Source organism: Eubacterium xylanophilum ATCC 35991, from assembly GCF_000518685.1.
Taxonomy (GTDB): Bacteria; Bacillota; Clostridia; order Lachnospirales; family Lachnospiraceae; genus Eubacterium_F; species Eubacterium_F xylanophilum.
Map to the genome: position 1 here is coordinate 123933 of NZ_KI912472.1, position 25926 is coordinate 149858.

21 protein-coding genes are annotated in these 25926 nt (G+C 40.9%); 3 read left to right on the forward strand and 18 right to left on the reverse strand.

Annotation, left to right across the window (positions count from 1 at the left end):
• Nucleotides 1-13: 13 nt before the first annotated feature.
• Nucleotides 14-742 (reverse strand): DUF975 family protein, encoded by a 729-nt coding sequence (locus tag L877_RS0109935; RefSeq protein WP_026835939.1) that lies wholly within the window; start codon nucleotides 740-742, stop codon nucleotides 14-16.
• A gap of 498 nt (nucleotides 743-1240) precedes the next feature.
• On the opposite strand from L877_RS0109935, the gene L877_RS0109940 reads away from it, so the two are divergent.
• The 3 genes from L877_RS0109940 to L877_RS0109950 all read left to right on the forward strand — a co-directional run bounded on the left by L877_RS0109940 (nucleotide 1241) and on the right by L877_RS0109950 (nucleotide 5493).
• On the forward strand, nucleotides 1241-2251 hold the full coding sequence (locus L877_RS0109940) for a metal ABC transporter substrate-binding protein (RefSeq protein ID WP_026835940.1): 1011 nt from the start codon (nucleotides 1241-1243) through the stop codon (nucleotides 2249-2251).
• A 219-nt stretch (nucleotides 2252-2470) separates the two neighbouring features.
• Complete coding sequence (locus L877_RS0109945) at nucleotides 2471-4393, forward strand: endo-1,4-beta-xylanase (RefSeq protein ID WP_026835941.1); 1923 nt, start codon at nucleotides 2471-2473, stop codon at nucleotides 4391-4393.
• Between the two features lie 137 nt (nucleotides 4394-4530).
• The gene (locus tag L877_RS0109950) at nucleotides 4531-5493 is read left to right on the forward strand and encodes a 3-hydroxyacyl-CoA dehydrogenase (protein WP_026835942.1); all 963 of its coding nucleotides are present in this window, start codon (nucleotides 4531-4533) and stop codon (nucleotides 5491-5493) included.
• A 51-nt stretch (nucleotides 5494-5544) separates the two neighbouring features.
• Here L877_RS0109950 and L877_RS0109955 read toward each other — a convergent pair whose 3' ends face one another.
• The 17 genes from L877_RS0109955 to L877_RS12995 all read right to left on the reverse strand — a co-directional run bounded on the left by L877_RS0109955 (nucleotide 5545) and on the right by L877_RS12995 (nucleotide 25915).
• Nucleotides 5545-7107, reverse strand: coding sequence for a peptidoglycan D,D-transpeptidase FtsI family protein (locus L877_RS0109955; protein WP_051437810.1), 1563 nt, complete (start codon nucleotides 7105-7107; stop codon nucleotides 5545-5547).
• Entirely contained in the window at nucleotides 7094-8419 is a 1326-nt protein-coding gene (locus L877_RS0109960; protein ID WP_026835944.1) for an FtsW/RodA/SpoVE family cell cycle protein, read from the reverse strand. Before L877_RS0109960 ends, L877_RS0109955 begins: the two co-directional genes overlap by 14 nt.
• Nucleotides 8404-10632, reverse strand: coding sequence for a peptidase U32 family protein (locus L877_RS12980; protein ID WP_169729793.1), 2229 nt, complete (start codon nucleotides 10630-10632; stop codon nucleotides 8404-8406). Before L877_RS12980 ends, L877_RS0109960 begins: the two co-directional genes overlap by 16 nt.
• A 110-nt stretch (nucleotides 10633-10742) precedes the next feature.
• Nucleotides 10743-11789, reverse strand: a complete 1047-nt coding sequence (gene zapA, locus L877_RS13650; RefSeq protein WP_051437812.1) for a cell division protein ZapA — start codon at nucleotides 11787-11789, stop codon at nucleotides 10743-10745.
• 69 nt (nucleotides 11790-11858) lie between these two features.
• Nucleotides 11859-12509 (reverse strand): HAD family hydrolase, encoded by a 651-nt coding sequence (locus tag L877_RS0109975; protein ID WP_034785619.1) that lies wholly within the window; start codon nucleotides 12507-12509, stop codon nucleotides 11859-11861.
• On the reverse strand, nucleotides 12487-13725 hold the full coding sequence (locus L877_RS12990; protein ID WP_051437813.1) for a bifunctional folylpolyglutamate synthase/dihydrofolate synthase: 1239 nt from the start codon (nucleotides 13723-13725) through the stop codon (nucleotides 12487-12489). The genes L877_RS0109975 and L877_RS12990 overlap by 23 nt, the downstream gene beginning before the upstream one ends.
• Before the next feature lie 187 nt (nucleotides 13726-13912).
• On the reverse strand, nucleotides 13913-15079 hold the full coding sequence (locus tag L877_RS0109985; protein WP_026835946.1) for a phosphoglycerate dehydrogenase: 1167 nt from the start codon (nucleotides 15077-15079) through the stop codon (nucleotides 13913-13915).
• 34 nt (nucleotides 15080-15113) lie between these two features.
• A complete protein-coding gene (gene serC / locus L877_RS0109990) occupies nucleotides 15114-16196 on the reverse strand; it encodes a 3-phosphoserine/phosphohydroxythreonine transaminase (RefSeq protein ID WP_026835947.1) in 1083 nt (360 codons plus the stop codon).
• Between the two features lie 69 nt (nucleotides 16197-16265).
• Nucleotides 16266-17948, reverse strand: coding sequence for a biosynthetic-type acetolactate synthase large subunit (gene ilvB / locus L877_RS0109995; protein WP_026835948.1), 1683 nt, complete (start codon nucleotides 17946-17948; stop codon nucleotides 16266-16268).
• Nucleotides 17949-17969: 21 nt separating this feature from the next.
• Nucleotides 17970-19640 carry a dihydroxy-acid dehydratase gene (ilvD, locus tag L877_RS0110000; RefSeq protein ID WP_026835949.1) on the reverse strand — a complete coding sequence of 557 codons (1671 nt, stop codon included), beginning with the start codon at nucleotides 19638-19640 and terminating at the stop codon, nucleotides 17970-17972.
• Between the two features lie 59 nt (nucleotides 19641-19699).
• Complete coding sequence (leuB, locus tag L877_RS0110005) at nucleotides 19700-20785, reverse strand: 3-isopropylmalate dehydrogenase (RefSeq protein WP_026835950.1); 1086 nt, start codon at nucleotides 20783-20785, stop codon at nucleotides 19700-19702.
• A gap of 125 nt (nucleotides 20786-20910) precedes the next feature.
• Entirely contained in the window at nucleotides 20911-21510 is a 600-nt protein-coding gene (gene rfbC / locus L877_RS0110010; RefSeq protein WP_026835951.1) for a dTDP-4-dehydrorhamnose 3,5-epimerase, read from the reverse strand.
• A complete protein-coding gene (gene rfbD, locus L877_RS0110015) occupies nucleotides 21491-22429 on the reverse strand; it encodes a dTDP-4-dehydrorhamnose reductase (RefSeq protein ID WP_026835952.1) in 939 nt (312 codons plus the stop codon). The genes rfbC and rfbD overlap by 20 nt, the downstream gene beginning before the upstream one ends.
• A gap of 36 nt (nucleotides 22430-22465) precedes the next feature.
• Nucleotides 22466-23485 carry a dTDP-glucose 4,6-dehydratase gene (rfbB, locus tag L877_RS0110020; protein WP_026835953.1) on the reverse strand — a complete coding sequence of 340 codons (1020 nt, stop codon included), beginning with the start codon at nucleotides 23483-23485 and terminating at the stop codon, nucleotides 22466-22468.
• Nucleotides 23486-23497: 12 nt separating this feature from the next.
• On the reverse strand, nucleotides 23498-24385 hold the full coding sequence (rfbA, locus tag L877_RS0110025) for a glucose-1-phosphate thymidylyltransferase RfbA (RefSeq protein WP_026835954.1): 888 nt from the start codon (nucleotides 24383-24385) through the stop codon (nucleotides 23498-23500).
• A gap of 14 nt (nucleotides 24386-24399) precedes the next feature.
• Nucleotides 24400-25212, reverse strand: coding sequence for a CpsD/CapB family tyrosine-protein kinase (locus L877_RS0110030; RefSeq protein ID WP_034785622.1), 813 nt, complete (start codon nucleotides 25210-25212; stop codon nucleotides 24400-24402).
• A complete protein-coding gene (locus L877_RS12995) occupies nucleotides 25202-25915 on the reverse strand; it encodes a YveK family protein (protein WP_034785625.1) in 714 nt (237 codons plus the stop codon). The genes L877_RS0110030 and L877_RS12995 overlap by 11 nt, the downstream gene beginning before the upstream one ends.
• Nucleotides 25916-25926: the final 11 nt, after the last annotated feature.

A 25926-nucleotide genomic window follows, 5' to 3' on the forward strand; every position in this document is an offset into this window, starting at 1 on the left:
CGTAGTATTTTCATTAATAATTCTTCAAAGTCTTATACAGATATGCATCTGTCATCGCCACATATGGGGCCACATAAAAAATCTCAAGAATTCCAAGTGTCATGATGCCAAGAATATGCCATCCGAGGAATGATAAGTCAAGTACAAATGCAGACCATTTATTACCCTGCATCATCTCCTTACTCATTCTAAATGCTTCCTTATAACTAAGCTCTGGATGTTCTGCCATGATATAAGGAATCATTCTATATTCATATGACTTCACAATTCCAGGAATCCAGAATAACATAGACCACAGAAAAATGAACAACTGCATTAGGAACATAGTCTTAACTGTGTTTCCGTATGCTCCCTTTTTGAAAGGGCTCATGATTCGACTTATCTCTGATACCGTCAAATCCTCTGTTGTACAGTCGACAAAGTATCTCTTACATCCAACCATAAGCGGATTTTTAAGAAAAATACCCAGTGCTGTGCCGAATAGAATAGCAACAGCTACAACAGCAAGAACTGCAAGAATTACAGCTATAAGCACTGCCATCTCATCTTGACTCATATGCCCACCACTAAATTTGGGGCGTTTTCCGCTCTTGTCATCAAAAATTTTTCCAATATTGCTCCATGAGCCACCGGCTCCTCCTCCTGCTATGACGCCAATGATAATAGAAACAACTATAAGTCCCCATTTACATCTTCTGTATGCGTCTTTGGCTCTGTCTTTCAACTCACTTCTTGTCCACATAATAATCCTCCGTAATGTTCTTTAGTATTTGACAAAAGTCTCTTCAATTCTATCATATTGTTGGAATATTTGCAAATTGGATATGTCACAGTGCTTTTGGGGTCGAATAGGCATGCCCCTCACTACTTATCAATCAAGTCTCTCCCCTTCTCGGGGCATGCCAAATCCTCTTTTTTCAAATAGGCATGCCCCTCACTACTTATCAATCAAGTCTATCCCCCTCTCGGGGCATGCCAAATCCTCTTTTTTCAAATAGGCATGCCCCTCACTACTTATCAATCAAGTCTCTCCCCTTCTCGGGGCATGCCAAATCCTCTTTTTTCAAATAGGCATGCCCCTCACTACTTATCAATCAAGTCTATCCCCCTCTCTCTACCCTTCCACTTTCCATTTCCAATCCCAATTCTCTTGACATGTCATTCTAGTTGTGCTAAAATGAAAATCGTTCTCAAATTAAATTTGAAAACAGTTCTCATATTCAGGAAAGGAGCATGAAATATGAAAACAAAAAAATTTGTATCTGTACTGTGTTGCATAATGATCGCGGCACTTGTATCCGTTGGATGCGGTAATCAAGAAAAATCCGCTTCCACAAATCTAAATCAAGAATCAGGTAACTCTAAGTATCACATTGTGACTACTATTTTCCCAGCTTATGATTGGGCTAAAAATGTTATTGGCGAGACTCCGGGGAAAGCAGACATAACTATGCTACTTGACAAGGGCGTCGATCTTCACAGCTACCAGCCTTCTATAGAAGATATCAAAAAAATTTCAACATGTGATTTGTTCATCTATGTCGGCGGTGAGTCTGACGGATGGGTGACAGATGCTCTTGCACAGGCGACCAATAAAAATATGATTGTTATCAATCTTCTCGATGTTCTCGGAGATAGTGTGAAGGCAGAAGAAGTAAAGGAAGGAATGCAGGCTGAAGAACATGAACACGAAGAAGCCGAGGAAGAAGAAGTCGAAAATGACGAACACGTATGGCTTTCTCTAAAAAATGCTAAAGTTATTTGCTCTAAGATTGCTGATTCAATGAAAAAAATCGATGCTGCAAATGCCGGAAAATACGATAAAAACTTAGCAAAGTATAACAAGGAATTAGACGCTCTAGACAAGAGTTATCAGGATACTGTGAATTCTTCTGACAAGAAAACTCTTCTCTTTGCAGATAGATTTCCGTTCCGCTACATGATAGAGGATTACAAGTTAGATTACTATGCAGCTTTTGTGGGCTGCTCTTCTGAGACGAATGCAAGTTTTGAGACTGTATCCTTCCTTGCCAAAAAGGTGGACGAGCTCGGTCTATCCACAATTTTCACCATTGAGAAAAGTGATGGAAAAATCGCCGATACAGTAAAGCAAAATACAAAATCCAAAGATCAAAAGATTGTCGTATTAGACTCTATGCAGTCAGTGACATCAGATGACATCAACAAGGGCGAGACATACCTCAATGTTATGAAGTCCAACTTGGATATACTGAGAGAATCACTCAAATAACCTTTTATATGTGCATTCCCCGATTATTTCCCTTTAAGAAATAAATCGGGGTTTTTTGTGCATTTTTTACTAAAGCCCGTGACATAATAACAGTTTTGTTGTATAATATTGTATTGGAGAAACTTATAAACTTTTGTCGTTGAATTTACTTGCTATGGGATCGATTCCACATTATTTAATCCGACGACAAACACGCAACTATTAACAAAGGAGATAGATATGATTAAAAAATCACAAGTATCCAAAGCGGTCACATTTGCTTTAACAGCAGCTTTGGTAGCTACCTCAATTACTGCGCCTGAGGTGGCAGCAAAACAAAAGAAAGTAGTATTAAGCAGTAAATCCGTCAGTTTAGCAATTGCTAAAACAAAGAAAGTTAAACTCAAAAATGCCAAGGCATCACAAGTAAAGAAGCTAACTGCAAAAGTCAAGAACAAAAAGGTTGCAACTGCAAAGGTAAGTAAAAAGACTACTATTGCAATTAAAGGTATTTCAGCCGGTAGCACAAAAGTCACTGCAAAAGTAAAACTCAAGAAAAAGATTGCCGGTAAGAAATCCTACACTTTGACTGTCAAGGTCAAGGTAACCGGAGCTAAAGCTCCTGCAAATCAGAACGTTGCTACTGCAGCACCTGCAGCCAAGGCTTCTGAAAAGCCAGCTTCAACAGTTGCTCCTACAGCTTCAGCTGCCACAGCAACTCCGGTAGTTAGCGAAGAACCAACTGAGACTTATCCAGCATATGCGAGAACCCCACTTCCTGCAAATGCAGATTTCTCAATTGACACAACAGGAAATGCTCATTTATCTGCTCAGCCAGATCTCACTCTTCCAAGTCTATGCAAAGAATTCGATGGACTTATTCCACGTGTTGGATTCGGTGTGACTTATGATGAGCTCCTCGCAAAAGATACAACATGTGCATTCATCGCTCATCATTGCAATACAATTACAATGACTAACGAGATGAAGCCAGATGCCCTTATGGTTGAGGATAGCACAGAAAAACTCTCCGAGGCTAAGATCGGAACAAAAGAAGTTTGGGTTCCTGAAAACTATGCTTCATTTGATGAAAACAAGGACGCAGATGGAAATCTCATCGTCCCTGAGTTCAATAAAGCAAACTTCGAGAGAATCGACAAAATTTTGAAGATTTGTAAGGATAATGGTATTGGAGTTCGTTTCCATACTCTCCTATGGCAATCACAGATGCCTAAGTACTTCTTCTGCCCTAACTATGACACATCAAAAGGCCTTAGTAAGAGCAAGGAACTTCTTCTCTGCCGTGAAGAGATGTATATCCACAATGTACTTGATTATGCACTCACAAGTCCATATGCAAGCGCACTTTATACAATCGACGTAGCTAACGAGTATGTACATATGCAGAACGCAGCATTCTCCAACTATTGGAAAGATGCATTCGGTACTTCTTACCGCAAAGACTGCGAATATGTTAAATGTGGATTTGTATGGGCCAAAGAGCAGTGTATGAAGTATGAGAGAGATGATATCTCACTTATCTACAACGACTATAATACTTATGAGTCATCTGCAACAGCCAACATCATCGAGCTCATCGAGCATATCAACACTGTTGATCAATACAACAAGATTGGTAAGGTTTGCGACGGTGTAGGAATGCAGAGTCACTTCAATGACCCATCAGGATCAGTTGAAACATTTATCACGGCTGTTAAGAAATTTGCAGCTAAGAATTTTGAAATCCAGCTCACAGAGATGGATGTAACAGATGTTGATCACTATCCAGAGAGAACAAAGTATGATCTTCCAATCGCAACAGATGAAAATGGAAATCCATACTATGAAGTTATCACTGAGACATCTGGCGGAACTGACATCGAAGATATCAAGACAAAGAACAAAGAAGTAATCGAAAACTACAACGATTATAAGAACTATGTTCTCAATACACAGGGTGCATTCTACAAATCTTTGTTTGATGGAATTATCAAAGCCAAAAAGGAAGGTGCAAATATCACATCTATAACAGTTTGGAATATTTGCGATGCTGTATCTTGGAGACCAAACTACTATCCTACACTCTTTGGTTTGACTATTGCTGATAAGAAACCAGCATTTGATGGACTTATCGCAGCTGCAAAGGAAGCAAAAGGCGAGTAAATAATTTGCGGAATATTTTTCTAATACAACCTGGCGAAGGGTTCTTCGTCAGGTTTTTTCTTGCAGATATATCAAAAGATATGGTATATTATAATTAAGGTTTACAATTATAATTAAAGTATAAGGAGGATGTATTAATGAACTTTAAAAATGTTGTAGTAGCTGGAGGCGGTGTACTGGGAACTCAGATAGGTTTGATGTGTGCATATACGGGACATAAGGTGACATTTTGGTTGAGAAGTGAAGCTTCTATCGGGAGAACAGAACCTAAGATTGCTCGTTACACAGAAATGATGTTACAGGATCTTGAGGCCGCAAAAAATCTTGTCGGAAATCCCATTGGCGGAATGCTTTATCCTAGAGGACTTATCAGAAGCTGGGATGGAATCACAGCCGAGAAAATTGATCAACTCGTCAAAGACGGTGCTGAAGCACTGAAGAATAATATAACAATCGAAATCGACATGGCAAAGGCTCTCTCCGGAGCGGATATTGTTATAGAATCCATGTCTGAGGATCCAAAAGCTAAGATTGGTGTATATGAGGCGATGAAGGATTTATTGGATCCCGATACAATTCTTTGTACAAACTCTTCTACTATGCTTCCAAGCACATTCGCAGAGTATACAGGAAGACCGGATAAGTATTGCGCTCTTCATTTTGCAAACACAATATGGAAGAATAACACAGCTGAAGTAATGGGGCACCCTGGAACTGACGCAAATGTCTATAATAAAGTTGTCGAATTCGCCGATGAAATCAACATGGTTCCACTCAAACTTCACAAGGAACAGCCTGGGTATATACTCAATTCCATGCTTGTTCCATTCCTCACAGCAGCCCAATCTCTGTGGGCTAATGAAGTTTCTGACCCTGAGACAATCGATCTCACATGGAGACTAGCCACGGGAGCACCAGCCGGACCATTTCAGATACTTGATATTGTTGGACTTGAAACAGCTTATAATATCAACCAGATGAAGCCTGAAGCGGCTGATGAAACAAGTACGACATACAAAATCGGAAAGCTTCTCAAAGAAAAAATCGACAAAGGCGAAACGGGAATCAACAGCGGAAAAGGATTCTATGAATACAAATAAATTTATAAATAGCTAGTAAAAGGCCACCGATCAGTCGGTGGCCTTAATCAATTATAGGAAATAAGCATCAAATATACGTCTGGCGATAGGCACAGCATGCGCCCCACCGGTTCCGGCTCCCTCTACAATCACACTAATTGTCAGGCACTTCTTGCCCTGCTTGGCATAGCCTACAAACCACGCATGTGAATCATTTGAACCCTCCTTGAACTCTGCGGATCCGGTCTTGCCGCCTGCAGAGTAATTTGAGGATTGGAGCGCCGTAGCAGTTCCCCGCGAAACCGTAGCACTCATGGCCTCTTTAAGTGCCTTCACTTCTTTCTTGCTAATTGATGCAGAAAGTTCTTCCGGCTCTCTCTTAGAAATAACATTTCCATAAGTGTCACTTATATGGTCTACCAATCGCGGTTTTACAAGTGTCCCATTGTTCATCACCGCATTCACAAGAAAAATGTTCTGAAGCGGGGATGTCAACACATCGCCCTGGCCGATAGAAGCTTGCATGATATCTCCAGTCCCAAGTCCACTAAGATCAAATCTTGCACTCTTTTGCTCAACCTCAGAAATAGGCATTGTCTTGTTGTAGTAGAACTTCTCGCAGAGCTTGGTCCAACTGGATGTGCTTAAACCCTTACCTATTTCAGCAAATGCTGAATTACAGGACTTGGCAAAGGCAGTATCAAGATCAAGCTTTCCATGCACAGTATTTCCGTAACAGTGAATGGATTCAGAATCCGTTCCAATCTTGCCCTTACAATTATACGTAAACTTCTTATAATCCTTGTTTTCCCTCATATACTCAAGCAATGTATAGAGTTTAAATGTAGATCCCGGCGGATACAAGCCCTGAGTAGCTCTATTGTAAAGTGATGAACTGTCCACTGAATTTATCAACTTCTCCCATCTTTCTGCAATATAATTGGGATTATATGTTGGCTTTGAAACCATGGTGAGAATCGATCCGTCACTTGGATCCATTACCACAACTGCACCTTTTCTATTGCCCAAAGCCTCACTTGCTATTCTTGTCAAATCGACATTAAGGGTGGTAACCACGTTATCCCCGGGATTTTTCTTGCCCTTCAGACTATTTACGACAGCTGTTACCGGATTAATGCTTGAGTTTAATAATGTAAAACTCTCCGATGCCTCTATCCCCGTTCTTCCATGAGATGTTCTTCCTACCACATGGGCAAATAGTCCGTCAAATGGATACTCACGCCTTTCCTTGCCATCCGATCCGGTGACAGTTTTGGCGAGAACTGTTCCGTCTGCCGACTGAATACTTCCCTTTATCACTCTCTCTGCCAATAAATCTTGTCTTCTGTTTTGCGGATTATTGAGAATTTGATCCTTGTCCTTTGACAAGAAAAACATAACATATCCCGTCATAAATACAAACAAAAACAAGAAAATATAGGTCACTACTGCAATTTCTCTATTGCTTTTTTTGTTCAGCGCTATTAGCGTTGTCTCCTGAAAACTCTGAGTGTCTTGCTTTTGTTTTTTCTTTTTCTTAGGTTTTGGACTTTGTAATGGCTGTTCTTTGTTCTTTTTTCTATTTCTCGCTGAACGAACCCCCTCTTGGATGCGTTCACTCTCACTTCTCTTCATATTTGTCCCCCTCCCCTTTACTGTTAATAACATACATTCCCTGAATAATACTAAACAGGGCAATCGTACTCATTATCGAACTTCCTCCGTAACTAATCAGAGGCAGGGTCACTCCCGTTGACGGAATGAATTTGGTTACTCCCCCGACGCATATAAATACCTGAACAATAAATATTACACTAAGTCCAAAGGCAGTTAACTTGTGAAAACGATTCTTCATTTTCATAGCTATATTCATAAACATGATAAAACTGCTAAGATATACAAGCAGAAGGCATATTGCAAAAGCCCCTCCTAACTCCTCTGAGATAGCCGCAAATATAAAATCGCTTTCCACCACCGGCACACTGGTAGGAAGTCCCTTTCCAAGCCCAAGTCCTATAAAACCACCCGTTCCTATGGCAAATAATGACTGGGAAACCTGATATCCGGATGTCGTAATATGTCCAAATGGATCCTGCCAAGCAATTACTCGATTTCTCACATGTGAAAATAGTCTGTAAGCCACAAGCGCAGCTCCTGTTCCACCAATGGCACCGAGAAATACATAGGCAATTCTAGTGGTTGCCACGTAGAGCACCATAATGTATGTAAAGAAATATATGAGGGCAGCTCCTAGGTCCTTTTCCAAGACTAAGATAATGACGTGAACTGCCGCAACTCCACTGACTATTGCAATCTTTTTGAGGCTGAGCTTTCTGGAGAGCAGGGAAGCTATGAAAAATACAAATATTATCTTTACAAACTCGGAAGGCTGAATCGCAATTCCACCAAAACTTATCCAGTTTCTAGATCCATATTTTTCCACACCTATGATAAAAACCAGCATGAGAAAGGCGATGCCAACCATTGCATACTGCCAGCCCATTTTCTCCAAAATCTTCAGCTTTTCTATTATCACAGGAACAAATATACATATTCCCAGGGCTATGGAAGCCATGATTATCTGATGAAGGGCATAGTCATAAGATAGTCTGGCTAACATAACAAATCCAACCATCATGCACATCATCATATTGTTGAATACAAGCCTAGATAAGCCCTTGTAACACACTTGATACAAGAACAAAAATACGAAGTAGAACAATAATCCAATTATCCAAATAATTATATATTTTATGCTTTTATTCTCCATAATTAGGATTACACTCATAACCAAATGAAGTAAAACGGTAAACACCTGCTGAGTTGTATAAACACCATTTTGCTTCTCCGGATTGGTATAACGAAGCCCAAAAAAACAATAGAATGTATATACTGCAAAAAGCAGCACTATCACATATCTAAGGCTCTCAACTATAAACAATTCCATCTGTTCAATACCTTTCTTATCTCCTCATCACTCTCAAATGTAAACTGCAACTCTGACATATTGCAGATTTCATCTGTCTCATATTCCTCTGATTCTCTCTCGTATATAATATTATAACAATACTTACAATTTCTCTCCACGATAAATCTATCTCTCTTGGGAAGTTCTATCTCCTTACAGCGATTCTCCCCACCACAGGATTCACTTAATGTGGCAAAAAGACACCCTTCGGTGAGCATTACTGGTCTTTTGCCATATGCTATAAAACTGTGCTTTTTTGCTCCAAGTTTGGCATATGTTTCCCAAGCCCTGCGGTTTGTAACATATAATCCGCTTCCAATAACAAGTTCGCCCTTTTCTCCCAGATTTTGATACAATTCCAGGCCTTGAATAGTCGAGGCGATTACTCCTGATTTACCATCAAATGCATGTCCTTGAGATCTCCATTCTCGCATAAATTTTTCCCTATTATCTCCCTTGAGTATTCTTGGAAATGCCACATAATACTCCCTGTCTCTTAGAATATCGCCAAGTTTTCCCCATTCACCGGAATTAGGAAAATCATCAAGATATATACAAACTTTTATATCCTCTCTCAGGGAATCCGCAAATTCCTCGTATTGAGCCATCTTCTTAAAAGAAACCATCACGAACTCGCCCTCTAATAACTCTGCCACTTCATCTTCTTTACCTTCCGGTAATTCTCTGTGATAATCTGACACGATTAGCTTTTCCAGCTCTTCAAGCCCCTTCCTGCGAAGCTTGTTGATCTCACCGAGGGGAAGAAAGATGCCTGACTCCACGTCAAACTCAGCCTCTCCAATCTCAAACTTGGTTTCTCCGGTCTTTCTGATTCGCTTTTCTATATCTTCAGCTGTAACAGGTCTCTTGCCGGCAACCTCCACAATCTGGCCGGTTTCCACAACACTCTTTTCTCCGCAAGAAAACTCCACTCTGACCTCTTCTCCAACCTTGGAAGTTACCTTGACTTCTGCAAGCTTCTTGGTTCTTGCATTTTCTACAGCTGTAGTCACTTCGTCAATCAAGCTATTATTCTTGGTTCTATAAACTCCCATTCCTGCTCTAACTCTAAGTCCCTTAGTAAATCTGGCATTGATTTCCTCTCCCGCTTTACTTCCCGCGCCGAGAGTATAATCATACTCCTTGTTCTGAGCATCATCTCTTAATTCGAGTACATCCTGAGGATATACATCTTTTTCAAGCTTTATAGTTGCCAGATTCTTTCCTTCAGAAACCTTGGTAACTTTTCCAACTTTCACGCCGAAGTGCCCATTCACCTTGGGATATACAAGGCTCTTCTTAATATCTTTTCCACCGAACAAAAATCCCTTGGTAAACTCGCCTCTATTGTATACATCTGCAAGTTTTCTCATATCATCTGCCATCTCAACCTTGTTGGGCTTTTCTCCCGCGAGATGGATGTCGGAATATTTTCGATACATATATGATGCAAGCGCCGCATAAGTCGGGCTCTTCATACGTCCTTCTATCTTAAAAGAGCATACCCCCGCATCGATTAACTGACCTATATCCGCAAGGCCACACAAATCTCTCGTGCTGAGAAGATGTCCCCTCCTGCCATCTGCAACCATAGGTAGCCTGCAAGGCTGAGCGCACATCCCTCTGTTTCCACTTCTGCCACCGATTACTTCACTCATCCTGCATTGTCCTGAGTAGCAATAACAAAGTGCTCCGTGGACAAATACCTCCAACTCCAGGTCCGTCGCCTTTCTGAAGGCTCGAATTTCCTCGATAGTCAACTCTCTGGATGGAACAATACGGGTTATAGCCGGATGGAGGACCTGACACGCCTCTCCGTTTAGCACCGTCATCTGCGTGCTTCCATGAATATTTAAATCAGGAAAATGTTCCGCCAAATAGTTAACAACTCCAAAATCCTGCACTATTATACCATCCAAACCGTACTCATAAAGCGGCGCTACAAGGTTTTCAATCTGCCCTATTTCAGTGTCATTTAGGAGTGTATTAAGGGTGAGATATATCTTCTTATCACAAAAATGCGCATAATCTAAAAGATCACACAATTCCTCCACTGACGGATTCTTGGCATATGCTCTGGCAGAAAACTTACTGGTTCCGGTGTACACAGCATCAGCTCCCGCCGCAAATGCGCTATATATTCCCTCCACCGATCCCCCCGGTGCGAGTATTTCTACTTCTCTATTTCTCATAATTCTGAGCCTTTCGCCCTCGGCGCATAGCCCTGTGTCACCTTCTTTCATGCATAATTTTTAACATATACAAATGGGAAACAGACGAACTGTTCCCCAATATTTGAATTCTAGTTATTTCTCCCTCTTCGAGATTTCTTATTTCTTCCACCCTCTTCGGTTTTATTCTTGAGATCATCTATCTCCTGCTCAAGAATATCTACCAACTCTTGATATTCCTTATTCTCTTCCTTATACTTCTCCTCGGCCTTAATCTTCTCTTCCTCGAAGTGCTCCTTCATCTTGAGATTGGCCGCCTGCTGCTTCTTCACAAGATCCGCCTTGGCCTCCTCAAACTGCTTCAGGAGATCCTCCTTGGTATTCTTACTATCTTCCACAGCCTTCTTAGCTTTATCCTCAGCGCGCTTAAGCTTGGTTTCCAATGTCTTAATCTTGCGCTCATCGTCCTTGGTCTTCTTCTCCAAAGCCTTGTCAGCTTCTGCAGCTGCCTTGTCTGCTTTGGTAACCTTAGAATTCATTTCCTCGATTTGAGCGCTGAACTCGTCTCGCTTAGTCTCCGCTTCGGCCAGCTTTTCCTTGAGCTCAGCGATTTCATACTCATATCCCGCTTTCAGCTCACTGACTTTGACATTCAATCTGTCCTTATCCTTTTGCAATCCTTCGGACTTCTTAATTTCTATATCAAGCTTTGTGGCGTTGGAACTGCTCTCCGCCTCGGCCTGCTTTAACTGCTCCTCTAACTCCTTAATCTTCGCTTTATTCTCATCGCGAACAGCTGAGAGCTTCAAGTTCATGGCTTTTGCCTCTTCTAACTGCCTTCGCAACTCATTGACATTCTTATCAAGTCCATCTGAGTTACTCTTGCTTTCAAGAATCTCATGCTTCATGTTCAGCACGATCTCGTCTTTTCTCTCATTATCACGAACCATAGCTATTCTAGCATCTCGTTCCTTGAAATAATCATCTGCTATATTAAGAGTCAGAAAAATATCCCGCAATTCCATGTCCAAAGTATAATAATAATCTTGAGACTTTAACTGCGCGAATTTTTCATTGAGATAAGATGCAATCTTTTGTAAATACTCAGGGCTCTCAACTCCGCTGAGATTGTACTGTTTACCATTGATTATAACGGCAACATGATTCTTTGTACTCATAAAAATCCTCATTTCATAAACGATTATAATAATTCATAATGATTTAGTCAAAAACCACCACTTATTATTTTACAATATAATCTTTTTTGCGTCAATGGAAAAGTCCCTAATAGCATAATCCATCTGCTCTTCTAAACGCAAGAAATCAGCCGCACTCTCACTGTCATAAACCACTGCCGTTTTAAAACCGGCATCTCTTGCCGCCACTAATCCCTCTCCTAAATCCTCAAAAACTATGCACTCCTCCGGCAAAACTCCCATTTTTTCGGCTTCTCTCAAATATACGTCGGCAAACTTTTTGCCCTTTCCCACTTCCTTGGTCTCAGTAATAGAGTGAAAATATTCCGCCACCCCATTGTTTTCCAAACACTTCCCATACAACTCATGGTTGGAAGATGTGGCAATTCCAAGTAGCAGACCATTTTTCTTAAATCTCTCAAGAAGCTCCTTTACCCCGGGTTTGAGCTTTACTTCATTGTGGTATTTGTCCCTGGCCAGCTCATTCCACTCCGCCAAAATGTCGTCTATGTCCTCCCCAAGGCCGAACCTCTCATTGGTATAGATTGCAACTTCTCTAAATCCCATAGATGCAATTATCTTCCCATAATCGTCAGGAACCTCAAAACCCCTCTTGCCGAGAAAATCAAAGTCAACTCTAGCCCACACATAGAGGGAATCCAGTAGAGTTCCATCCAAGTCAAATATCGCCGCTTTTATCATCACACACTTCCTTCAGATTTGATAAGCTTCCAAACACCAATACACTTCCATCCCTTCCCGCAAGCTTCTTAGCATATTCAAATCCCTCTTTGACACTCTGAAATGCAAAAACTTCCAGGTTTTCTCGCTCAATCTCCGCCTTTAACTTCTCTGCATCAAGCCCCCTCGGCATGGGTGGCGTAACTGTCACAAGTGCATCAAAGTCCTCCTCCATTATATCAAGCATCTCCCTGTAATCCTTATCTGCAAATACGCCCATTACTCCAACCAGCTTCCCGGAAAAATAAGTCCTGACCGTCTCATGGAGCATCCTAACTGCTGATATGTTATGAGCTCCATCCACAATAACCAAGGGATTTTCTTGAATCTTTTGAAACCTTCCCGGCCAAATCATATTTTCCAGTCCAACTTTAATATCATGTAAACCCGCAAATTCTCTGGCGGCTTCGATGGCGATACATGCATTGTAAACCTGATATTTGCCAAGAGCTTTTATCTTATAATCCTCACCTTTATAGCAGAAAAATGTTCCGTCAAGAGTCATGCTTTCTATGCTTATATCCTCTTCATTTACAACAACCGGCAGCTTAGTATTAACGGCTCTATACTCATCTATTATCACTTTTTCGGCCTCAGCAAAAGGTTGATATGTGACAAGTGGAGAATCTTTCTTTATAATTCCCGCTTTATTATATGCTATTTTTTCAACAGTATCCCCGAGAAAACCTGTATGATCAAGGGAAACCGGAGTTATTATTGTCATCAGGGGATTTTTGACTACATTTGTAGAATCAAGTCTTCCTCCCATACCTACTTCCAAGAGAATAAAATCAGGTTTAATCTCCCCAAAATACACAAAGGCCACGGCTGTGTCTATCTCAAAATCCGTCGGTCTCCTTATATCAGGGTTCATCTCACCTATAGAATCTAGAATTTTATCTTTTATTCTATCATAATCACTTCGCGGAATGTTTTTCCTAGTCTTAGTATCCCTATACTGTATAATCTCCATATCGTCGAATACAGCAGGTGAAACGAATTTTCCTACCTTGTACCCGGCTGTGACCAATATCTCCTCTAAAAAAGCCAATACGGAGCCCTTACCGTTAGTTCCGGCTATATGAATTATTCTTTGCTCTCTCTCTGGATTATCATTGACCCTGAGAAGCTCTTTGATTGATTCCAATCCCAGCTTGATTTCACTTAGTTCTCTCATAGTTTTCCTTAAAAAATTGTCTTACGAACGACGTGAGTAAGACCAGCAATATGCGTTTATTGTCTTACGACCACGGGGAGTAAGACCAGCAGTATGCGATTCCAATGTTTCCAAAAAAAGCAGGTGGATAACAACAAAAACTGATATACACCTGCTTTGATACTCATTAAATTAATACTTGAAAATATTACTTGACAATTCTTACACGAATTACGCCCTCAATCTCCTTGAGTTTCTCTACGATCTCAGGATTTGTGGCATCTGATGTGTCAAGAACTGTATAAGCATAGTCTCCACGGCTCTTGTTAACCATGTTTTCAATGTTCATCGCAGCATCACCGAAGATTCCTGTGAACTTAGAGATGATTGAGTGAACATTCTTGTGGCAAATTGTAATTCTTCCCTTTGTATCGCATACACCTGCATCGCACTGTGGGAAGTTAACTGAATTGATGATATTACCGTTCTCGATAAAGTCTTTGATTTCATTAACTGCCATGATAGCACAGTTGTCCTCTGACTCCTGTGTTGATGCTCCAAGGTGTGGAGTTACAATTGTATTTGGAAGTGTAACTGTCTCAGGTGTTGGGAAGTCAACTACATACTTCTTAACCTTACCACTCTCGAGAGCTTCTCTGATAGCATCTGCCTCACAAACAGTATCTCTTGAGAAGTTGAGAAGAATAACTCCGTCCTTCATCTTAGAGAAAGCTTCTTTGTTGAGAAGACCCCTAGTAGCATCAAGCAATGGTACGTGAACTGTGATATAGTCACACTTTGCGTAGAGCTCATCATAAGAGTTTACAAGCGTAATATCTCTTGACATATTAAGAGCATTCTTTACAGAAATAAATGGATCGCAGCCATATACTTCCATTCCAAGTCTATTAGCTGCATTTGCAACCAAAACTCCGATCGCACCAAGACCGATGATACCAAGCTTCTTGCCGGCAATCTCTGTACCAGCAAAAGCCTTCTTAGCTTTCTCTGCATCCTTGGCAACGTTCTCATCTGCAACATTGTCCTTGACCCACTCGATTCCACCTACGATATCACGTGAAGCGAGAATCATTGAAGCCATTACAAGCTCCTTAACACCATTGGCATTTGCACCAGGTGTGTTAAATACAACGATACCCTTCTCAGCACATTTGTCAAGTGGAATATTATTAACTCCGGCACCTGCTCTTGCTACAGCGAGAAGCTTGTCTGAGAGTTCCATATCATGCATCTGAGCGCTTCTGACGAGAATTGCATCAGCATCATTGTTATCTTCAATTATTTCATAATTATCGCCCAAAAGATTCAATCCACAAAGGGCAATAGGATTAAGGCAACTTACTTTCTTGCTCATTAATCTTCTTCCTCCTAAATATTTTTCTATACTATTATGAGTTCTGCTCTTCGAACTTCTTCATGAACTCTACGAGTTTCTCTACGCCTTCCTTAGGCATAGCATTGTATATACTAGCGCGCATACCGCCAACTGTACGGTGACCCTTGAGGTTCTCAAGTCCAGCTTCCTTAGCTTCAGCGACAAACTTAGCATCGAGATCAGCATCTCCTGTTACAAATGGAACATTCATAAGTGAACGATCTTCTTTTCTAACTGTTCCCTTGAACAACTTGCTTGAGTCAAGGAAGTCATAGAGAATTTTTGCCTTCTCTTCATTTCTCTGCTTCATTACTTCAAGACCGCCCATCTTCTTGATCCACTTGAATACTTTACCACAGATATAGATACCATATGCTGGTGGTGTGTTGTACAAACTCTGAGCATCTGCGTGAATCTTGTACTGAAGCATTGTAGGAACGCTCTCATCTACTGACTCAGGAATGAGATCTTCTCTGATGATAACTATAACTACTCCGGCTGGTCCGATGTTCTTCTGAACTCCACCATAGATAACTCCGTACTTCTCAACATCTACTGGCTCTGACAAAAAGCATGATGATACATCAGCTACGAGAGTCTTGCCCTTAGTATTTGGAAGAGTCTTGTACTTTGTTCCATAGATTGTATTGTTCTCACAAATATATACATAATCTGCGTCATCGCTGATTGGAAGATCTGAACAATCAGGGATATATGAGAATGTCTCATCCTCTGATGAAGCAATCTTATTGGCCTTAACATACTTTCCTGCCTCCTGGAAAGCCTTCTTAGCCCACTGACCTGTTACGATATAATCAGCAACGCCATTCTTCTTAAGATTCATAGGAATCATTGCAAACTGCTGTGAAGCTCCGCCCTGAAGGAACAATACCTTGTAATTATCAGGAATGTTCATAAGGTCTCTCAAGTCCTTCTCTGCAGTCTTAATAATCTCATCATATGCTTTGGATCTGTGGCTCATCTCCATCACAGACATACCTGTTCCATTGTAATCAAGCATCTCATCTGCTGCTTCCTTTAAAACCTCCTCCGGCAATACGGCCGGTCCGGCTGAAAAATTATAAACTCTAGCCACTTTAAATTCCTCCTTAGATTTAAATTGAATTTGTTATATATTATTTCTCACATAATTGCGAGAAAATGTTTACTTGTTTTTCTTGAGGTCATCCTCGTCAAATGCCTCTTCGATAGCTCCGCCTGGCTTAACCATTGGCCAAACTTTGTCATCTGACTCAATTATACAATGTATTACTACCGGTCCATCAGCTTTCATGGCTTCTTCTAATGCCGGCTTAAGGTCTTCTCTCTTCTCAACCTTAATCGCCTTCGCTCCAAGTCCCTCAGATACTAACTCATAGTTAACCTTATCCTTAAGAATTGTCTGTGAATATCTCTTGCCATAGAACAATGTCTGCCACTGACGAACCATTCCAAGTGCGTTATTATCAACAACCACCTGAATAATTGGTATATCATATCTAGATGCTGTTGCCAACTCGTTGAGATTCATTCTAAAACATCCGTCTCCGGCAATATTGAAAACATGCTTATCAGGATTTCCTACCTTAGCTCCTATACAAGCGCCAAGTCCGTATCCCATAGTTCCCATACCACCAGATGAGATAAATGTTCTCGGAGCCTTGTACTCAAAGTACTGTGCAGCCCACATCTGATGCTGTCCTACATCGGTTGTGATGATTGCGTCACCACCTGTAATCTCATTGATTGACTGGATGATAAATGGTCCGGTCAATCCGTCTTCTTTGTAAGACATCTTAAGAGCTTCTTTTCTCGCCATAACCTTGTCAATCCAAGGCTTGTGATACTGATTTTCAAGTTTCTTGTTTAATATCTCAAGAATAGCTTTCAAATCTCCAATAATAGAGTAATCAGCTCTTATATTCTTATTTACCTCAGCCGCATCGATATCGATGTGTACAATCTTTGCATTGTATGCAAATTTTCTTGCATTTCCGATTACACGGTCTGAGAATCTGGTTCCCAGTGCAATCAACAAGTCACACTCAGTTACGCTTAGATTAGCTGTCTTTGTGCCATGCATTCCAAGCATTCCAACATAATAATCATCTGTATTATCAAAAGCACCTTTTCCCATGAGGGAATCTGTAACCGGTGCATCTACTTTCTTTACGAATTCATGGAGTTCTGCCGAATCCTCTGACAGAATATTTCCTCCGCCCACAAATATCATTGGCTTCTCAGACTGACGTATTGCATTGACAACCGCCTCTATATCGTCCTCGTTAATTGTATCCGTCTGTCTAGTTATGAGATTCGGTGTCTGCGGTGTAAAGTCTGTCATTGCAGCTGTAACATCCTTAGTCACATCTACAAGTACAGGTCCCGGTCTTCCTGTCTGAGCAATGACAAATGCACGGCGCATAGTATCCGCCAAATCATCAATATTCTTTACGATAAAACTATGCTTTGTGATAGGCATTGTCACACCGGCGATATCTACTTCCTGGAAAGAATCCTTTCCAAGGGCAGGAAGTGCAACGTTACAAGTTATGGCAACCATAGGAACTGAATCCATGTAAGCTGTTGCTATTCCGGTTACAAGGTTTGTTGCTCCCGGACCACTTGTGGCCATACAAACTCCGACTTTTCCGGTAGAACGGGCATATCCATCAGCTGCATGGGCAGCTCCCTGCTCATGTGATGTGAGAATATGTCTGATCCTGTCCTGATAGTGATACAATTCGTCATAGACATTCAAAATAGTTCCACCCGGATAGCCAAATATAGTATCAACACCCTGCTCGAGTAAACATTCTAATATAATCTGAGATCCATTTAATTGCATAAATCCGCACCTCTTTCTCAATTAATTCAATTCATTCTTTAATACAGCCCCAGTGTTACCGGATGTAACAAGATTAGCATATCTTGCAAGGTATCCTGTTTTAACCTTAGGCTCACGTGGTGTCCAATTCTTTCTTCTCTCCTCGAGAACTTCATCGCTGACATCCACGTTAAGAGTATTGGCAGGAATATCGATCTTGATGATATCCCCTTCCTCGATAAGTGCAATTGGTCCTCCAACAGCTGCTTCAGGAGATACATGTCCGATTGAAGCTCCACGGCTTGCTCCTGAAAATCTTCCGTCTGTGATAAGTGCCACAGATGATCCAAGTCCCATACCTGCAATTGCAGATGTAGGATTGAGCATCTCACGCATTCCCGGACCACCCTTAGGTCCCTCGTATCTGATTACAACTACATCGCCTGCCACAATCTTTCCGCCTCTGATTGCTGCAATTGCGTCCTCTTCACAATCAAAAACTCTAGCCGGTCCCTCATGAACCATCATCTCTTCTACTACAGCTGATCTCTTGACAACTGCTGAATCCGGTGCAATATTACCCTTGAGTACAGCTATTCCACCTGTCTCGCTGTATGGATTATCCAAAGGTCTGATGACCTCTGGGTCTTTGTTAATACAATTCTCTATATTCTCTCCTACAGTCTTTCCTGTAGCAGTGATAATGTCTGTATATAGAAGTCCCTTCTTGTTGAGCTCATTCATTACTGCATATACACCACCTGCCTCATTGAGGTCTTCCATGTATGTGTGACCTGCCGGTGCAAGGTGACACAAGTTAGGTGTCTTAGCACTTATATCATTGGCCAAATCAAGGTTGAGATCAACTCCTGCCTCGTGGGCAATTGCAGGAAGGTGCAACATACTGTTAGTGGAGCATCCAAGAGCCATATCTACTGTCAATGCATTGAGAAATGCCTTCTCAGTCATGATATCTCTTGGGCGAATATTTTTCTCATATAATTCCATGACCTTCATTCCCGCATGCTTTGCGAGCTTGATTCTCTCAGAATAAACTGCAGGAATTGTTCCATTGCCCTTGAGTCCCATACCGATGGCCTCTGTAAGGCAATTCATACTGTTGGCTGTATACATTCCGGAACATGATCCGCAAGTTGGACATGCATGGCTTACAAATTCATCTACGTCATCTTCTGTCATCTTACCGGCAGAATATGCGCCAACTGCCTCGAACATGCTTGACAAACTTGTTTTCTTGCCCTTTACATGACCTGCGAGCATAGGACCACCGCTCACGAAAACTGTCGGAACATTTACCCTTGCAGCTGCCATGAGAAGTCCAGGCACGTTCTTGTCACAGTTAGGTACCATAACCAATGCATCAAAAGCATGTGCAAGTGCCATACACTCTGTTGAGTCTGCAATCAAGTCTCTGGTAACGAGGGAATACTTCATTCCCACATGTCCCATTGCAATTCCATCACAAACTGCGATAGCCGGAAATACGATAGGTGTACCGCCTGCCATAGCAACGCCAAGCTTTACAGCTTCAACAATCTTATCTATGTTCATATGTCCAGGTACAATCTCATTATATGAACTAACAATACCAACAAGTGGCTTTGATAACTCTTCTTTTGTCATTCCAAGCGCATTAAAAAGTGAACGCTGTGGAGCTGTCGCCATACCTTTTTTTACTGAATCACTCTTCATAATATCAAGTCCTTTCGTCATATATTCAAATCTTCTTATATCTCACAAAGGCAACCATCCTACTTAATCTCAGCACAGATGGCATCTCCCATCTCAATTGTTCCAAGACAAGTCTTGCCCTCGTCCATAATATCTATAGTTCTAAGGCCCTTCTTCAATACAGCCTTGACAGCATTCTCGATGGCATCTGATTCCTCTAACATGTTGAATGAATACTTGAGCATCATTGCTGCTGATAAAATAGTCGCAATAGGATTTGCCTTATTCTGTCCGGCAATATCAGGAGCTGAACCATGACTTGGCTCATACAATCCTAGGGTTCCCTCTCCCAGACTCGCTGATGACAACATTCCAATCGAACCTGTGACCATACTCGCTTCATCTGATAAGATATCTCCAAACATGTTCTCAGTCAAGATGACATCAAATTGCTTAGGATCCTTGACAATCTGCATAGCACAGTTATCGACGAGCATGTCTGTGAGTTCTACATCCGGATAGTCAGCGCTGACTTCCTTTACAACTTTTCTCCAAAGCCTTGATGAATCAAGAACATTGGCTTTATCTACACTGCAGACCTTCTTAGAGCGCTTGCTGGCGATCTCAAATCCCCACTTTGCAATTCGTCTTATCTCTTCTTCATTATATGTAAGGGTATCGACAGCTGTCATAACGCCGTCTACTTCCTTTGTATATCTATCTCCAAAATACAATCCACCAGTCAATTCTCGTGTGACAACGAAATCAAAACCACCCTCAGTCAATTCTTCCTTAAGAGGGCACGCTCCGCTGAGCTCGTCAAACAATACAGCCGGACGCAAATTGCAAAAAAGTCCAAGGCCTTTTCTAATCTTCAACAAACCAGCTTCTGGTCTCTTGTCAGGTGGAAGCTCATACCAATGGCTCTGACCTACATTTCCACCTACCGCACCAAGAAGAACAGAATCGCTTTTCTTTGCTTTCTCGAGAGTTTCATCAGTAAGTGGTTCACCATACTTGTCAATCGAGCATCCGCCCATATCAAGCTCCTCATAATTGAATGTATGTCCGTACACTTCACCGACTTTATCTAGCACCTTTCTAGCTTCTCTCACGATCTCTGGTCCTATTCCATCACCTGGAATAACTGCAATATTACAATTCATATCTGTCCTCCTTTATGTTTTACAATTCTTATTATCAGCAATAAAAAATTCTTAACTTTTTTAGTATAATGCAAAATCACTCTTTATGTCAAGTACAAAAAGAGTGATCCATCTATATAACATCTTTATTTTTCGCTTAATTTTCCCCAAAGTACGTCTCTCTCACTAAGATTTAGAGGTGTTCCGTCTGACATCTCATATCCTTCGCTCGAAGCACTTCCGGAGTACTCTCCAACTACATCTGGCCACTCAATTCCCACTTCTGGGTCATTCCACGCGATTCCTCCCTCATCACCCGGATGATAGAAATCTGTGCACTTATAACAAAATTCTGCTGTCTCTGAGAGAACCAAAAAACCATGTGCAAAACCTTTTGGAATGTAGAATTGTTTGAAATTCTCGGCAGACAGTTTCACGCCGAACCATTTTCCATAAGTTACACTGCCCGCTCTCATATCAACAGCCACATCAAAAACCTCTCCCTTTACCACTCGGACAAGTTTTCCTTGGGCATGTTCGATTTGATAGTGCAATCCTCTCAAAACTCCCTTTGTGGAACTCGACTGATTGTCCTGAACAAAGTCAAGATCAAGCCCAGCCTCCAGCATATCTCTCTTGTTATATGTCTCTACAAAGTAGCCTCTTGCATCGCCGTGAACCTTGGGTGTGATAATGCACAATCCCTCAATTCCTCCGACATTTTTTTCAACAGTTATCTGTCCCATAATATTCCTCCATATATCTTCTTAGGGCATCTTTCCAATCCGGTAACAACTTGAATCCATTTTTCACAAGCTTACTCTTGTCAAGTCTTGAGTTAAATGGTCTCTTCGCCTTGGAAACACCGTATTCCTCCGTACTCACTGCATTGACAGTAAGCCTCTCCGGAGAATAATTGCTATGCCCCATCTCGCATGCCACCTTAAATATCTCCTTGGCAAAATCATACCAACTTATGTAATCCCCTTCATTAGATACATGATAATACCCGTATTTGTCGCTCTTAATCATGTCTACCAACAACTCTGATAAGTCCGGTGTATATGTAGGCAATCCGATTTGATCATCTACTACCTTCAAGGTGTCAAATCTCTCTCCCACATTCAACATCGTCTTTACAAAGTTATTTCCGTTGGCACCAAAAACCCAACTAATTCTGGTCACAAAAAACTTCTCCACATTTTCTGCCACAGCCAGTTCGCCCTTCAGCTTGCTATCGCCGTATACACAGAGTGGATTGTAATTCTTATCGTCCGGGTCCCAAGGTTTGGTTCCCTCACCATCAAATACATAATCCGTACTTATATAGAGCATCTTGGCACCAATCTCCCTGGCAACAACCGCAATATTCTCGGTTCCTCCCGCATTGATTGCATAGACCATTTCTCTGTTTTCTTCATCTTCTGCTGCATCAACTGCAGTCCATGCAGCACAATGAATTATAGCATCTGGCTTATGCTCAAGTAGCGTATTCCGCACCTGATCTGCATCCGTGATATCTAATGCCACATAACTGGCACTTGTCGGAATATTTTCACATGTCTCCACAATATCAGATCCTACGGCAATATCTCCTCGTCTATCCAAAACTTTTAATATATCATTTCCTAGCTGTCCCGCAACTCCGGTAACAAATATTTTCAAAATCTTTCATCTCTTTCTGGTGCACAAGGCACAAATTTATCTATTGGAGTACATCTCCTCATAATACTTTTGATACTCACCACTGATGATATCTTTCCACCAATCTTCATTGTCTAAGTACCACTTAATAGTCTTCTTGATTCCATCTTCAAACTTCGTCTCAGGCAACCATCCAAGCTCGCTGTGAATCTTGGTTGGATCAATGGCATATCTCATGTCATGTCCTTTTCTGTCAGTAACATGCTTTATCAAGCTCTCCGGCTTTCCAAGCTCTGCGCATATAATCTTTACAATATCGATATTTTTCTTCTCATTGTGACCACCGATATTATAGACTTCTCCAATTCTACCCTTCTGTAAAATCAGATCGATAGCTTTGCAGTGATCCTCCACATATAGCCAATCTCTGACATTCTCACCAGCTCCATATACAGGCAAATCCTTGTCATGGAGAGCGTTGATAATCATCAAAGGTATCAACTTCTCCGGGAAGTGATATGGTCCATAGTTATTAGAACAACGACTGATAGTCACAGGTAAGCCATAAGTTCTATGATATGCCAAAACCAACAAATCAGCCCCTGCCTTTGATGAGCTATATGGACTACTTGTGTGAATTGGAGTCTCCTCCGTAAAGAAAAGATCCGGTCTGTCAAGTGGCAAATCACCATATACTTCGTCTGTTGAAACCTGATGATATCTGCCTACATTGTACTTGATACAAGCATCCATGAGAATTGAAGTTCCCATGATATTGGTCTCGAGGAAGATGCTTGGATTCTCAATAGATCTGTCAACATGACTCTCTGCCGCAAAGTTGATTACAACATCCGGTTTCTCCTCCTCAAACAGCTTATAAACCGCATCTCTATCTCTAATATCTATTTTTTCAAATCTAAAATTTTCCTTGTCCATTACAGATTTTAAAGTAGACAAATTTCCCGCATAAGTAAGACTATCAATGCATACAAGTCTGTCATCAGGGTACTTATCCATCATATGAAATATAAAATTACTACCAATAAAACCTGCCCCACCTGTTACTACTCTTATCATATTTTGCACCGCCTATTCCTGATATTTTCCATCAATTACGTCCTTTAAATATTGGCCATATTGATTCTTCTTCAACAATTCATATACTTCGAGAATTTCCTCTTTGGAAATCCACCCCTTGAGGTAAGCAATTTCCTCCAAACAAGCAATTTTTCTATGCTGATGATTCTCGATTGTACTGACAAAGTTCGTTGCCTCCACCAAGCTGTCATGTGTACCTGTGTCAAGCCATGTAAATCCCTGCCCGAGAATCTCAACATTGAGTTTATCCTTTTCGAGATAAATCTTATTGATGTCCGTGATTTCAAGCTCACCTCTGGCACTTGGCTTTAAATTCTTGGCATACTCAACAACATCATTGTCGTAAAAGTAAATTCCGGTCACGCAGTAATTGCTTTTAGGATGTTCCGGTTTCTCCTCTATGGATATAGCCTTACCATTCTCATCAAACTCAACTATACCAAATCTCTCCGGATCATCGACATAGTAGCCAAATACTGTAGCACCTTTGCCAGTTTCAGCATTCTCGATGGCATTCTCAAGGCGCTTTGCAAGTCCACTTCCATCAAAAATATTGTCTCCGAGGATCATGGCAACAGAATCATCGCCCACAAAATCCTCACCTATTATAAAGGCCTGAGCAAGTCCATCTGGGCTCTCCTGAACCTTATAACTAAGGGAGATACCAAACTGATGTCCATCTCCCAATAACTCCTCAAATCTAGGAGTATCCTGTGGAGTTGATATTATCAAAATATCTCTTATTCCGGCTTTCATAAATACTGAAAGCGGATAGTAAATCATAGGTTTATCATATATAGGCAACAACTGTTTTGATGTCACCATAGTCAGCGGATACAATCTCGTACCGGATCCTCCCGCAAGTATAATACCTTTCATAAATACTATTTACCTTAACCTTCCTGTTTTCTCGCGAAAAACTTTTTCTTCTTAGCACTCTTATCTTTGTTCTTATCACTGCTATAATAATCTCCATAATTGGAGTAATATCCTTTGTAATATCCCTTGTAATAACCTTTGTATTTGCCATATCCATAGCCCTTACCGGTTCCAACAGGGACTTTATTAAGTACAGTTCCGAGAATCCTGCACTCGGCAGTTTCAAGCTGTTTCTTGACACTTTGCGCGAACTTATAACTAATCTTATTATTCTCGATAATTACAACCGCTCCATCACATACTGTAGATACAATAGCGCCATCAATAACACTTCCAAGAGGAGGTGCATCAATGATAATATAGTCATAGGAAGCGCGACACTTTGAAACCATATCTTCAAAGTACTTGTTGCCGAGAAGCTCTGTCGGATTTGGTACAACAGGACCTGAAAAAACTATATCAAATCTCTCTATATCTGTTTCACAGATTACATCCTCAAGGGATGCCTGACCCGTCAAATAGTGACTAAGTCCGAGTATCTCTTGCTTTTTCTTATTTTTATTATTTTCCTGAATACTTACTCCATGTCTTCCCAGAAGCACTGACTTTCTTATGTCTGCATCGAGAAAAAGAACCCTCTTCTCATCTTCCGCTAAAAGTCTGCAAAGATTGAAGCCAATGGTACTCTTTCCTTCATTAGGTGTGCAGCTTGTAAGCATTACTACCTTTATGTCATCTCCACAAAACTGAAGATTAGTTCTCAATGTATTGTAACTTTCTCTCAAAGCATAGTCAAGCTTTGTAACTTTTTCAAACTTAATTCTCATCTACTGTTTCCTCCTTATATGGGATTGTTGCAAGTGTATTGATTCCTAAGTATTTCTCAATGTCCTCAGAAGACTTAATGGTATCATCCATTATAAATCTCACTATAAAGAATCCACATACAAGAACAAACATGATTATACCGCCAATCGCTGCATTTTTAACATTGCTTGGCGCAATCTTAATAGGATTGGCATAACCTTTTTCAATTATATTAGGTTCATCCTGTGCCATTACCTTGGATATACTGGTCTGTGCCACCTTAGCTATTTCATCTACTATCTTCTTTGCCATTTCAGGTGATGTATATGTCACAGTGATTGCCAGGATTCGCGTATCTGTTGGATTTTCTACAGCAATCTTAGGAAGCAAAGACTCATAAGTTTCCGAATAAGGCTCCTTATCAAGTCCAAGGTTATCTATAACCTTTTCTACAACCGGTCTGCTGTTAATAAGTTCCATATAATCAGTTGTAAGAGATGTTCCAATCTGAAGATCTGCAATACTTGTAATTGAAGTTGACTTAGACAATACATACAGCTTAGATGTCGATGCAAACTGCTCCGTCAAACAAAACTTACTCACGCAAAATGTTCCGATGGCCGCAATAACTGCCAATGCAATGATTATCACTGCTCTCGATTTAAGAAGAAAGAAAATCTCCATTAAATCAATTTCAATTTCTTCATTAGTATTATCACTCATGTTTATCTAAT

What these genes read in the sequence shown, in the direction of transcription:
- leuB (WP_026835950.1), bottom strand. Translation starts at nt 20,785, where the DNA reads ATGAATTGTAATATTGCAGTTATTCCAGGTGATGGAATAGGACCAGAG.
- L877_RS0110030 (WP_034785622.1), bottom strand. Translation starts at nt 25,212, where the DNA reads ATGAGAATTAAGTTTGAAAAAGTTACAAAGCTTGACTATGCTTTGAGA.
- L877_RS12980 (WP_169729793.1), bottom strand. Translation starts at nt 10,632, where the DNA reads ATGAGAAATAGAGAAGTAGAAATACTCGCACCGGGGGGATCGGTGGAG.
- ilvD (WP_026835949.1), bottom strand. Translation starts at nt 19,640, where the DNA reads ATGAAGAGTGATTCAGTAAAAAAAGGTATGGCGACAGCTCCACAGCGT.
- rfbC (WP_026835951.1), bottom strand. Translation starts at nt 21,510, where the DNA reads ATGGGACAGATAACTGTTGAAAAAAATGTCGGAGGAATTGAGGGATTG.
- L877_RS0109945 (WP_026835941.1), top strand. Translation starts at nt 2,471, where the DNA reads ATGATTAAAAAATCACAAGTATCCAAAGCGGTCACATTTGCTTTAACA.
- L877_RS0109960 (WP_026835944.1), bottom strand. Translation starts at nt 8,419, where the DNA reads ATGGAATTGTTTATAGTTGAGAGCCTTAGATATGTGATAGTGCTGCTT.
- L877_RS0109940 (WP_026835940.1), top strand. Translation starts at nt 1,241, where the DNA reads ATGAAAACAAAAAAATTTGTATCTGTACTGTGTTGCATAATGATCGCG.
- L877_RS12990 (WP_051437813.1), bottom strand. Translation starts at nt 13,725, where the DNA reads ATGAGAGAACTAAGTGAAATCAAGCTGGGATTGGAATCAATCAAAGAG.
- ilvB (WP_026835948.1), bottom strand. Translation starts at nt 17,948, where the DNA reads ATGCAATTAAATGGATCTCAGATTATATTAGAATGTTTACTCGAGCAG.
- rfbB (WP_026835953.1), bottom strand. Translation starts at nt 23,485, where the DNA reads ATGATAAGAGTAGTAACAGGTGGGGCAGGTTTTATTGGTAGTAATTTT.
- L877_RS12995 (WP_034785625.1), bottom strand. Translation starts at nt 25,915, where the DNA reads ATGAGTGATAATACTAATGAAGAAATTGAAATTGATTTAATGGAGATT.
- L877_RS0109955 (WP_051437810.1), bottom strand. Translation starts at nt 7,107, where the DNA reads ATGAAGAGAAGTGAGAGTGAACGCATCCAAGAGGGGGTTCGTTCAGCG.
- zapA (WP_051437812.1), bottom strand. Translation starts at nt 11,789, where the DNA reads ATGAGTACAAAGAATCATGTTGCCGTTATAATCAATGGTAAACAGTAC.
- L877_RS0109975 (WP_034785619.1), bottom strand. Translation starts at nt 12,509, where the DNA reads ATGATAAAAGCGGCGATATTTGACTTGGATGGAACTCTACTGGATTCC.
- rfbA (WP_026835954.1), bottom strand. Translation starts at nt 24,385, where the DNA reads ATGAAAGGTATTATACTTGCGGGAGGATCCGGTACGAGATTGTATCCG.
- L877_RS0109950 (WP_026835942.1), top strand. Translation starts at nt 4,531, where the DNA reads ATGAACTTTAAAAATGTTGTAGTAGCTGGAGGCGGTGTACTGGGAACT.
- L877_RS0109985 (WP_026835946.1), bottom strand. Translation starts at nt 15,079, where the DNA reads ATGAGCAAGAAAGTAAGTTGCCTTAATCCTATTGCCCTTTGTGGATTG.
- L877_RS0109935 (WP_026835939.1), bottom strand. Translation starts at nt 742, where the DNA reads ATGTGGACAAGAAGTGAGTTGAAAGACAGAGCCAAAGACGCATACAGA.